Origin of the sequence: Bacillus sp. GB_SG_008, assembly GCF_052038115.1 — a bacterium.
In the GTDB taxonomy this organism is placed as follows: domain Bacteria; phylum Bacillota; class Bacilli; order Bacillales; family Bacillaceae_G; genus Bacillus_A; species Bacillus_A rhizoplanae.
The window spans coordinates 539,133-549,392 of sequence record NZ_JBPZSK010000002.1; the positions used below are offsets into that span (position 1 = coordinate 539,133).

The following is a 10,260-nucleotide window of genomic DNA, read 5'->3' on the forward strand; positions in this document are numbered from 1 at the left end:
GAAAGAGGCTGAAATCCAGAAGGTCATAGAAGTTAGACTTTTGGGTGTCAGCCTCTTTCTTTATCCTGCTATTCGAGGGCTTAGTGCTGGTATGCGCCAAGTGCGTTCAATTTGCTAAGAAGGTCATAATTTCTTCATATACGTGTTCCGGCTTTTCTTCTGGTAATAGATGTCCTGTGTCTTCATAAGAGATAAAGTGTGAATGCTGCAGGTCATTGTGTAATCGGTATCCAACATTAATAGGAACAACGCGATCTTTTTTTCCCCAAATAAGCAAAGTAGGGATCTTAATTGTTTGTAGTTCTTTTGATGTTAAATCGCCTTCGCGGTCACGAAGCATTCGTGTTAAAGCAGGAAAGATGCGATTATCATAAAAAGGTGCTGCATAGCCCTGCATCATTTCGTCATCGATTAATGAGTGGTCATGTACGACATTCATCAAATTGTGAATGATCCCTCGTCTTATAATCCAATTTTTTACGTATAAATAAAAGAACGGTAAATAAGAAGTATAAATAAGCGGTAATTTTGCTCGTGATAAATAGCTTGAGCTGCATAAAAGAACTGTTTTTTGAATTAAATCAGGCCGTAATTTACTTACATATAACGCAATTTGTCCACCCATCGAATGTCCTACCAAAATAACGTTTTTTGTCTGTAAATGTTCTATGAGTTCAATAACAATTGTTGCCAGGTTTTGATAGGAATATGTGAAATGATACGATTTATCACTTTTTCCAAATGGCGGTAAATCTAGAGCAATCACGTCCCCCTGCTGAGCTAAAAGCGGAATGAGACGCCGGTAGCTAAAGGTCGAAGAGAGAAAACCATGAATTAAGACAAATGTTGGTTTTTCTTCTTTGCTGAAAGACTGATAGAGCTCATAATGAACCGTAATCCCTCTTGTAGAAAAGGTGAAGTGAGGGAGTTGAACTTCGTTTTCCATCTTCATCACTCCGTTGTTTTTTGTTCATATGATTTCCGTTTTGAAAAAAATTTATCCCGTTCAAACAGACGGTAATTTTCTGAATTTCAAGAAGCGATACGGTCTGTAAGAGCCCGATTAGTTCAACTAACCCTTTGGAGAAGAGCACTCCAAAGGGTTAGTCGAACTTTATTTTGGTTGTGTTCGCATAGTTTGTTGCTCAGAGGGACGATGTTATTAGGTATTGAATACAATTCAGAAGGGAAAAAATGATTTTCATTGAAAATGGAGGAATGTGCCATGACGTTAAAAGAAACAACTAAAGCAATCTACGAGTATTTGAGAAAAGAGCTGGAGGTTGATTGTTTCTCATTACATAATGGACAGCTATTAATTGTAGAGCATTCGGGTGAATTAAAGAGATATAAAGGAGCATATTTAGTACGTAATGAATACTGGTGTGTCTGTTCGGTTCCGAAAGCTTTTATTCAAATGGTGCAGCAGAGAATTTCAATGAAACCGATTGATATAGTATTCGAACGGGATTTTTTACAGAACTTATTCGGTTCCTATGTTGATATGATAATTGGTCCTACATTTCTCGGCTATGCTGATAAAACAGACTTTTATCCTATATTTACGCATCAAGTTTCCCTTATAGATGAAATGCAGCATGATTATTTATATGAATTGAAAGAAGAGTGCAGTGAATTAGAATGGGAGCACAGTGATATTGAATTGAATCGTCAACCGATAATGGGTTGTTTTGTACAAAATAAGCTTGTAGCGGCAGGTTCATGGAGAGACAAGGGAGGTGTTCTTAGTATTGGTATCTTGACGCATCCACAATACAGAAAACAGGGGTTTGGGAAGGCTATTGTAAGTGCGTTGACACAACATGGTCTCCAATGCGGTGGAATTATGCAATATCAAACTCTTGAATCAAACACCTCGTCTGTTTCTATAGCCAGTTCATTAGGATATAAAAGATTACTGCAAAGCATATCTGTACGTCTCGGTAATTTTGTATGATGAAAAGGTACAATAGCAGCAATCTATACGAACACAGCAAAAAAACAAAACCATCATGGTTTTGTTTTTTTCGTTTAATACTTTAGTTCATTGACGAGATTTGGAGGGGTAATCCCTTGCAGTCCAGCTACTAAGTTCTGTGCTGCTGTCATCGCCATGTTTTGGCGTGTTTTTAACGTCGCAGAACCAATGTGAGGGAGCGTAACGACATTTGGCAGAGATAACAATGGATTATCCTTTTCAATTGGTTCTTGTGTAAATGTATCAATGCCTGCGGCGAAAATTTTTCGTTGTTGCAGCGCTTTGATTAATGCTGTTTCATTTATCGTTTTACCGCGAGACGCATTAATAAAAACAGCTGCTTCTTTCATTACATTAAATTCTTTTTCTCCGATTAAATGATGAGTTTCTTCTGTTAATGGTGTAAGTAGAACAATAAAATCTGCTTTTTGTAGTAACGTTTCTAATTCGCAATATGTTGCACCAAGCTCTCGTTCTGCTTTTTCTTTGCGGCTCCGATTGTAGTACAAAACGTCCATATCGAATCCGAATTTCGCGCGTTTCGCGACAACTTCTCCGATGCGCCCCATGCCGATGATTCCGATTGTTTGATGATGAACGTCTAAGCCGAAATGCTCTTTGCTAATTTCTGCATTCCATTCTCCAGATTTCACGTAACGATCAAGTTCGCAAACACGGCGAGAGGCAGATAGCATTAATGCAAATACAAGATCAGCGACAGTATCATCTAACACGTACGGTGTATTTGTTCCGATTATGTTTCTTTTTTTCATAGCTTCGATATCGAAGTTGTCATAGCCAACAGAAATATTACTTACTACTTTCAACTGCGGAGCTGCTTGGAGTAATTCTTCATCAATGATTGCCCCGAAATTTAATAGTCCATGTGCATCTTTTACTTTTTCTAATAGTACATGGCGTGGGATTTTTTCGTTTTTATCCCATGCCTCATATTCATAATGCTCAGCAATGTATTCTTCAACAAAGGCAGGAACTTGTTCTGCAATGTATACTCTTTGTTTCATGGTTTCATCCCCCTTTTATATTATCCCGCTATTTTTTGGCAGTAAGAGCCCGATTAGGCTGGCTTTCCATCAGTGGGGGATGAAGCAAACCCCACTGATAGAAGTTTCACTTTATTGTTACATAATTCTCTGAAAAAATCTTCTTTTCAAATAGGAAAAGCAGTCTGTATAATTTAGAAAATACACAAAAAGGGAAGGACGAATATGATGACAGAAAAAGAATTAGAATTGTTAGCTTGTCTTGAAAAGAATAGCCGATTATCTGAAGAAACATTAGCCAAAATGTTAAACATAGATGTAGAAGAAGTGATAGCAATCCTTGAAAAATTAGAAAAGGAAAAAGTGATTGTAGACTATGTTACGCTTATTGATTGGACAAAGGTAAAAGAACATACAGGTTTAACAGCAATGATTGATGTGAAAGTTACACCGAAGCACGGTGTTGGATTTGACGCGGTAGCGGAGCAAATTTACCGATATCCAGAGGTGAAGTCAGTTTACTTAATGTCAGGTACATATGACCTTTCCATTACTGTAGAAGGAAAAGGGATGGCTGAAGTTGCGACATTTGTAGCGGAAAAGTTAGCGACAATTGAATCTGTTGTATCGACGACAACGCATTTTATTTTGAAAAAGTATAAACATGAAGGAATTATATATGAAAACAAAGATGATGATAAGCGAATTGTGGTGGCACCATGAGTAAATTTGAATTATCAAAAGTAGCACAAGCTTTACAACCGTCCGGTATTCGTAAGTTTTTTGATTTAGCGGCGGGTATGAAAGGGGTTATTTCATTAGGTGTTGGCGAGCCTGACTTTGTAACGCCTTGGAATGTAAGACAAGCTTGCATTCGTTCATTAGAAGAAGGATATACGGCATATACTGCGAATGCTGGATTGTTAGAGCTGCGCGAAGAAATTGCAAAATATTTAGAAAAACAATTCGCAGTATCTTATGATCCGAAAGAAGAAATTATTGTAACGGTTGGAGCAAGCCAGGCGTTAGATGTCGCAATGCGTGCAATTGTAAATCCTGGTGATGAAGTTATTATTATTGAACCAAGCTTTGTATCATATGCACCGCTTGTTACGCTGGCTGGCGGGGTACCGGTACCTGTTTCTACATTTCCAAAGGATGAATTTAAAGTACAGCCGGAGCAGATTGAAGCTGCCATTACATCGAACACGAAAGCGATTTTATTATGTTCGCCAAACAATCCGACAGGAACGCTCTTAAATAAAGAAGAGTTAGAAAAACTTGCGGTCATTATAGAGAAATACAATTTAATCGTACTATCCGATGAGATTTATGCAGAGCTTGTCTATGATGAGACATATACCAGCTTTGCGAGTGTGAAACATATGCGTGATCATACAATTTTAATCTCTGGTTTTTCAAAAGGATTTGCGATGACAGGTTGGCGCCTAGGTTTGATCGCAGCCCCTCAACATTTTGCGGAATTGATGTTAAAGATCCATCAATATTCTATGATGTGTGCGCCGACGATGTCGCAATTTGCAGCATTAGAAGCACTTCGCTCTGGAGAACAAGAAGTTGTTCGAATGCGTGAGAGCTATAAACAACGCCGAAACTTTATGGCGACTTCATTTAATGAAATGGGACTAGATTGTCATATGCCAGGCGGAGCATTCTATGTATTTCCTTCAATTCGTTCAACGGGATTATCTTCGGCGGAATTTGCCGAACGTTTATTATTAGCGGAAAAAGTCGCTGTTGTACCTGGAAGTGTGTTTGGCGAGAGTGGTGAAGGATTTATTCGCTGTTCATACGCAACATCACTTGAACAACTTATGGAAGCGATGAAACGCATGAAACGGTTTATGGAGAACGAAAAAAGGACAAAACATAATACGTTTTGTCCATAAAAGGGGGGGAATACTAGAAAGCCATGTGTTAGTATTTTATCCCGATATTTGAAGATTTATACATGTTAAGGAAAATTTTTTCATGATTTTTGAATGAAATGTTAGTAAGTGGTATAATTTACTAATACAAAAGGTAAAACATATGGGAGTGTTTCTTATGTCAGACAAGTACACAACAGGAGTGGTTGTGAAGGGAAAAGTGACAGGAATTCAAGATTACGGTGCATTCGTTGCATTAGATGAAGAAACGCAAGGTCTTGTGCATATATCTGAAATTACAAATGGGTATGTGAAAGATATTCATGATTTTTTAAAAGTTGGGGATGAAGTAGAAGTAAAGGTGCTTTCAGTTAATAGAGAGAACGGAAAAATGAGTCTATCATTGAAGGCTGCCAAACGTAAGCAAGGAAAGGTGCGTATACCGAATCCTTCTGCAAATGGATTTAACACATTGCGAGAAAAGTTAACAGAGTGGATTGAAGAATCTCAAATCACAAAATAAAAGCAGGGAGCATAGCTCTCTGCTTTTATTACTTGTTCACCAAGTAATCGGTGAATGTGATACATTATGATATAAAATAATCAAACATTTCTTTTGCTGCATTTGTAATCAGTATAAAGAAACATCCGTATGTCAGAAGTTAGTAAAGCATCATAGATCTCCACTTGTGTGAAAACAAGTGGAGATGCATGTTTTATAATATCATTTTAGAATGGTATTAGATTTATCGTACTTCACGTGCTTCTGGGTGTGTTCCAAGTTCTTCAGAAGGTTTAAATAATAAGCCAAGGTTAATTAAACCTGAAATACCCACAATACCATAGATAATTCGAGCAAATGCTGTATCTTGCCCTCCGAAGATAGCTGCTACTAAATCGAATTGAAAGAAACCAATGAGTCCCCAGTTTACTGCGCCGATAATTGTAAATACTAAGGCAATGCGTTGTAATGTACTCATTTTAAGCAGTCCCTCCTTAAATGATGAAGCAAAAACGAGATACATTCACTCGTTTAATGAAGCTTCCTTTATAGAATGGATACCTTTTGTTGTTCTTATACCCAAAAAATTAAAATTTCTCATTGTATACTTGTCTAGACCAAAAAACGGAAGTTATGACGATTTTGTAAAAAAAATAAATTGGCTACGCTTACAATTTGTAGTTCGCTTGATTTACAACTGTGGTTTCGCTAAAGTGAAGACAGAAATACATATACATATTGTATTGGAGGGAAAAAGATGAGCACACATGTAACGTTTGACTATTCAAAGGCGTTATCGTTCATCAGTGAACAAGAATTAACATATTTACGTGATGCAGTAAAAGTATCACACCATGCAATTCATGAAAAAACAGGAGCAGGAAATGACTTCTTAGGTTGGGTAGAACTTCCGCTTGCATACGATAAAGAGGAATTTGCTCGCATTCAAAAATGCGCTGAGAAAATTAAAAATGATTCTGACATTTTACTTGTTATTGGGATTGGTGGTTCTTACTTAGGAGCGCGAGCAGCAATTGAAATGCTAAACCATTCTTTCTACAACACGCTGTCTAAGGAACAACGCAAAACTCCACAAGTGCTATTTGTTGGACAAAACATTAGCTCCACTTACATGAAAGATTTAATGGATGTATTAGAAGGTAAAGACTTCTCTATTAACGTTATTTCTAAATCAGGTACAACAACAGAGCCTGCAATTGCATTCCGCATTTTCCGTAAGCTATTAGAAGAGAAATACGGAAAAGAAGAAGCGCGTAAACGTATTTATGCAACGACAGATAAAGCGCGCGGTGCTTTAAAAACATTAGCTAACGAAGAAGGATACGAAACATTCGTGATTCCAGATGATGTTGGTGGTCGCTTCTCTGTATTAACACCAGTTGGTTTATTGCCGATTGCTGTAAGTGGTTTAAATATTGAAGAAATGATGCAAGGGGCAGCTGTAGCTAGTGATGATTTTGCGAAATCAGAACTTGAAGAAAATCCAGCTTATCAATATGCAGTTGTACGCAATGCTTTATACAATAAAGGTAAAACAATTGAAATGCTTGTTAACTACGAACCAGCACTTCAATATTTTGCTGAATGGTGGAAACAATTATTTGGTGAGAGTGAAGGAAAAGATCAAAAAGGTATTTTCCCATCTTCTGCAAACTTCTCAACTGACCTGCATTCTTTAGGTCAATACATTCAAGAAGGACGCCGTGACCTATTTGAAACAGTTCTAAAAGTAGGAAAATCTACACACGAACTAAAAATTGAATTAGATGAGAACGATTTAGATGGATTAAATTACCTTGCTGGTGAAACAGTGGACTTCGTTAACACAAAAGCATACGAAGGAACATTGCTTGCACATAGCGATGGCGGTGTACCAAACTTAATCGTCAATATTCCTGAACTAAATGAGTATACATTCGGTTATCTTGTATACTTCTTCGAAAAAGCATGTGCGATGAGCGGCTACTTATTAGGCGTAAATCCATTTGACCAACCAGGCGTAGAAGCATATAAGAAAAACATGTTCGCTCTACTTGGAAAACCAGGATTCGAAGAACTAAAAGCAGAACTAGAAGAACGTTTGAAATAAGAAAAGCGGAAGCGGCTGGTTCAGAATGGGAGGGGGATGGAGCTCCTGACGTAGAGGCGCTTTTTGCCTCGTAGGAAGGCGCGAAGCCACCGACCATTCTAGCCGCTGGAGCTAGACAATAAGAAAAGCTGTTGGGATAATCCCAACAGCTTTTTTTGATGAATATGCGTCGAATGTTGTCGCAAGGTCTTTATATTGTGTTGAAGCGCCGATATATGGAGCGCGAAATGGGTATGCTAAAAAAAATCTAGAAAGGATGATACATTTGATTGGGATTCATTCAAAGTTAGAAGGACAAACATTTGCTCTTTTCCAGTTAGAAGAAATATTAAAGCCGCTCGGTTATACAATCGGTGGGAATTGGGATTATGAGAAAGGGTGTTTTGATTATAAGATAGATGAAGAAGACGGATATCAATTTTTAAGATTACCGTTTACAGCAGTTGAAGGAGAGCTTGATGTAAACGGAGTTATCGTTCGTCTTGATACACCTTATCTTCTTTCGCATGTGTACCAAGATGAACTAGATGATGAGGTGAATACATTCACAGCAGGCTTATCTTTCGATCAGTTTGCAGAACCGAAAGATGCAGATGGGGACATGCAAGCTAAACATATTGATATTGGTAAAGCTATAGTTCGAGAGTTAGAAGGATATCTCCTTAATGTTTAATGACAATGAGTGAATCATTTTCTTGCAGAGTAAGTGAGTGAACTGGATTTATGTGATATTGTCCGTCGCGTTGTATACCAAGTAATAGTATATTTTGTTTTAATAAAGCACTGTTACAATATTCGAATGTTTCACCAGCGTATGTCTGAGGAATATGCGTAAGCTGCAATTTATTTGCAGTAATTTCATTATAAATTGTAAACAGCACTTCTGAAATCGAAGGAAATAATAGGGAAGCGGTAAATACATAACTTGTTAATTTATTTCCTTCAATAATTTCTGTCGCCCCAGCTCGTTTTGCATTTCGAATTTGATCGGAAGTTAGCATTTCAACAATGCAATAAATATTTGGATGTAATCCTTTCGCTGTTAAAATGGTTAGAATAGATTGTGTATCAGCAGAACTCTCACTTTTTTCTTTATCAGCTGTAATCAAAATGGTATGTGCGGTACGAATATTTGCTTTGAGTAAAATATGATCATGATGAGGACAGCCTTTAATAAATTGTAAATGATGAAATGACTTAGGCAGTAGAGGAAGTGTTTCATCTATAAGAACAATATCAAGGTTTGGTTGTAATACGTGCAGTTGACTTACAACATGCTTAACACGTTCGTTCCAACCGACAATAATCATATGACCATGACAAGAGGCAGCCTCTTCACCTTTTATTTTCATATATTGTTTACTAATCATTTCCGTAGCGAACGATACCATATAATAGGAGCCGAATCCAGTTCCTAATAAAATGAGAATAATTGCGAGCATTCTTCCATGTATACTGTGAGGAACGTAATCGCCGTATCCAACAGTGAACGTTGTGACAAGCGCCCACCATATGCCGTCAAACCATGTTGGAAAGTGGAGTGGTTCTAATTTGTGTATAAGAAATCCAAAGAGGATAATGAATCCAGTAATTAGGGTAACCAATCGTAAAATGATAGAGTTGCGAAATGTGTCTAAAATACTACTCCTTGCATTCAATGTCTGCAGCTCCTCCCAAGTTCATATGGTTATAGTGTTACCATTATAAAAAGAAGAAAAACCCCCTCATAGGAATAAGGGAGTCTTCACATGCTTTCCACTTCGGCTTGTCGTACACTTTCAAGATGCTGAATGGCATAGTACACGTCAGCTGTATGCATTTTTTGGTCAACAGATATTTTCATTTGTAGAAAATGAGCTCCATTTTCTAACGTTTTGAGTTTCATATTTTTAACTTTTATATCCATCTTTTTGATGTCTTCGATAACGATAGGGATGCTTTCCATACTATTCACAACGAGTTTTACAGCAATCTCGCGTTGACGAAGTGACTTTGGCCCTAAAACACTCATTGCAAAAGGAATAAGTTCTACACTAATCATAAGAAAGCACATGCCGGAGATTGCTTCTAGATAAAAACCAGCTCCGACTGCGATGCCAATTCCAGATGCTCCCCAAATCATTGCAGCAGTGGTGAGGCCTGCGATGCTATCGTTATCTCTTCGTAAAATAACGCCTGCTCCTAAAAAACCGATTCCTGATACAACTTGAGCTGCTAAGCGGAGGGGATCCATGCCGATTCTGTTTGAGACGGAGCTTGGTAAGTTATAAGCTGCTTCAATTGAAACAATGGTAAGTAAACAGCTAATAATAGAAATAACTAAGCAAGTTTTGAGGCCTAGTGGCTTGCGCTTTAATTCCCGTTCTAAACCAATCCCAAATCCTAAAATGGCAGAGAGGCCTAGCTTGAGTAATAAATCGAAGTGTTCCATTTGTATCCCTTCCTGTAAATTGAGGTAATAGACGAGCTTATATTTTATGTATATGGTACAAGGGAGGGAAGTTGGACAGTTTTTATAAAAAAAATTTAAAAAGGATGTTGCATTTCGATTTTCACCATGCTATATTAATAAACGTCGCTGATGCACAACAGCAGAAAGCGAAAAGAAAAAAGAAATAAAAAACAATGTTGACATCAAAAAACAAAGATGTTAACATAAGGAAGTCGCAATTGAGCGACGGACAAGTTCTTTGAAAACTGAACGAAACAAACAACGTGAAACGTCAATTTTTATTTATGATGCTAGACAAACACTTTATTGGAGAGTTTGATCCTGG

The 10,260-nt window shown here is 37.5% G+C and carries 11 protein-coding genes; 6 read left to right on the plus strand and 5 right to left on the minus strand.

What is annotated here, in order from left to right; translation table 11 throughout:
- Positions 1-106: 106 nt before the first annotated feature.
- On the minus strand, positions 107-946 hold the full coding sequence (locus ACTDJC_RS07710; protein ID WP_429706721.1) for an alpha/beta fold hydrolase: 840 nt from the start codon (positions 944-946) through the stop codon (positions 107-109).
- 279 nt (positions 947-1,225) lie between these two features.
- Between ACTDJC_RS07710 and ACTDJC_RS07715 the strand changes: the two genes are divergently transcribed.
- Positions 1,226-1,957, plus strand: a complete 732-nt coding sequence (locus tag ACTDJC_RS07715) for a GNAT family N-acetyltransferase (protein ID WP_440603049.1) — start codon at positions 1,226-1,228, stop codon at positions 1,955-1,957.
- Between the two features lie 74 nt (positions 1,958-2,031).
- Here the strand turns inward: ACTDJC_RS07715 and ACTDJC_RS07720 are convergent, their stop codons facing one another.
- A complete protein-coding gene (locus ACTDJC_RS07720) occupies positions 2,032-3,003 on the minus strand; it encodes a 2-hydroxyacid dehydrogenase (protein ID WP_440603050.1) in 972 nt (323 codons plus the stop codon).
- A 204-nt stretch (positions 3,004-3,207) separates the two neighbouring features.
- Here ACTDJC_RS07720 and ACTDJC_RS07725 point away from each other — a divergent pair, with 204 nt between their 5' ends.
- The 3 genes from ACTDJC_RS07725 to yugI all read left to right on the plus strand — a co-directional run bounded on the left by ACTDJC_RS07725 (position 3,208) and on the right by yugI (position 5,394).
- Positions 3,208-3,705: an Lrp/AsnC family transcriptional regulator gene (locus ACTDJC_RS07725; protein WP_098309221.1), complete on the plus strand. Its 498-nt coding sequence runs from the start codon at positions 3,208-3,210 to the stop codon at positions 3,703-3,705.
- Positions 3,702-4,892 carry an aminotransferase gene (locus tag ACTDJC_RS07730; protein WP_440603051.1) on the plus strand — a complete coding sequence of 397 codons (1,191 nt, stop codon included), beginning with the start codon at positions 3,702-3,704 and terminating at the stop codon, positions 4,890-4,892. Before ACTDJC_RS07725 ends, ACTDJC_RS07730 begins: the two co-directional genes overlap by 4 nt.
- Positions 4,893-5,049: 157 nt before the next feature.
- Positions 5,050-5,394 (plus strand): S1 domain-containing post-transcriptional regulator GSP13, encoded by a 345-nt coding sequence (gene yugI, locus ACTDJC_RS07735; RefSeq protein ID WP_098309219.1) that lies wholly within the window; start codon positions 5,050-5,052, stop codon positions 5,392-5,394.
- Positions 5,395-5,617: 223 nt separating this feature from the next.
- Here yugI and ACTDJC_RS07740 read toward each other — a convergent pair whose 3' ends face one another.
- A complete protein-coding gene (locus tag ACTDJC_RS07740; protein ID WP_098309218.1) occupies positions 5,618-5,851 on the minus strand; it encodes a DUF378 domain-containing protein in 234 nt (77 codons plus the stop codon).
- Between the two features lie 279 nt (positions 5,852-6,130).
- Between ACTDJC_RS07740 and ACTDJC_RS07745 the strand changes: the two genes are divergently transcribed.
- Together ACTDJC_RS07745 and ACTDJC_RS07750 are read left to right on the plus strand one after the other, a co-directional pair.
- Positions 6,131-7,483 carry a glucose-6-phosphate isomerase gene (locus ACTDJC_RS07745; RefSeq protein WP_253630741.1) on the plus strand — a complete coding sequence of 451 codons (1,353 nt, stop codon included), beginning with the start codon at positions 6,131-6,133 and terminating at the stop codon, positions 7,481-7,483.
- 265 nt (positions 7,484-7,748) lie between these two features.
- The gene (locus ACTDJC_RS07750; protein WP_098309216.1) at positions 7,749-8,156 is read left to right on the plus strand and encodes a YugN-like family protein; all 408 of its coding nucleotides are present in this window, start codon (positions 7,749-7,751) and stop codon (positions 8,154-8,156) included.
- Here the strand turns inward: ACTDJC_RS07750 and ACTDJC_RS07755 are convergent.
- Both ACTDJC_RS07755 and ACTDJC_RS07760 read right to left on the minus strand, forming a co-directional pair.
- Positions 8,146-9,141 (minus strand): potassium channel family protein, encoded by a 996-nt coding sequence (locus ACTDJC_RS07755; protein WP_440603052.1) that lies wholly within the window; start codon positions 9,139-9,141, stop codon positions 8,146-8,148. The two genes, ACTDJC_RS07750 and ACTDJC_RS07755, sit on opposite strands and share 11 nt — an antisense overlap.
- Positions 9,142-9,227: 86 nt before the next feature.
- The gene (locus ACTDJC_RS07760) at positions 9,228-9,914 is read right to left on the minus strand and encodes an MgtC/SapB family protein (RefSeq protein ID WP_098309214.1); all 687 of its coding nucleotides are present in this window, start codon (positions 9,912-9,914) and stop codon (positions 9,228-9,230) included.
- Positions 9,915-10,260 lie beyond the last annotated feature (346 nt).

Bases quoted from the DNA above. Each gene is read 5' to 3' on its own strand.
- ACTDJC_RS07710 (WP_429706721.1), bottom strand. From the start codon at position 946: ATGGAAAACGAAGTTCAACTCCCTCACTTCACCTTTTCTACAAGAGGG.
- ACTDJC_RS07715 (WP_440603049.1), top strand. From the start codon at position 1,226: ATGACGTTAAAAGAAACAACTAAAGCAATCTACGAGTATTTGAGAAAA.
- ACTDJC_RS07720 (WP_440603050.1), bottom strand. From the start codon at position 3,003: ATGAAACAAAGAGTATACATTGCAGAACAAGTTCCTGCCTTTGTTGAA.
- ACTDJC_RS07725 (WP_098309221.1), top strand. From the start codon at position 3,208: ATGATGACAGAAAAAGAATTAGAATTGTTAGCTTGTCTTGAAAAGAAT.
- ACTDJC_RS07730 (WP_440603051.1), top strand. From the start codon at position 3,702: ATGAGTAAATTTGAATTATCAAAAGTAGCACAAGCTTTACAACCGTCC.
- yugI (WP_098309219.1), top strand. From the start codon at position 5,050: ATGTCAGACAAGTACACAACAGGAGTGGTTGTGAAGGGAAAAGTGACA.
- ACTDJC_RS07740 (WP_098309218.1), bottom strand. From the start codon at position 5,851: ATGAGTACATTACAACGCATTGCCTTAGTATTTACAATTATCGGCGCA.
- ACTDJC_RS07745 (WP_253630741.1), top strand. From the start codon at position 6,131: ATGAGCACACATGTAACGTTTGACTATTCAAAGGCGTTATCGTTCATC.
- ACTDJC_RS07760 (WP_098309214.1), bottom strand. From the start codon at position 9,914: ATGGAACACTTCGATTTATTACTCAAGCTAGGCCTCTCTGCCATTTTA.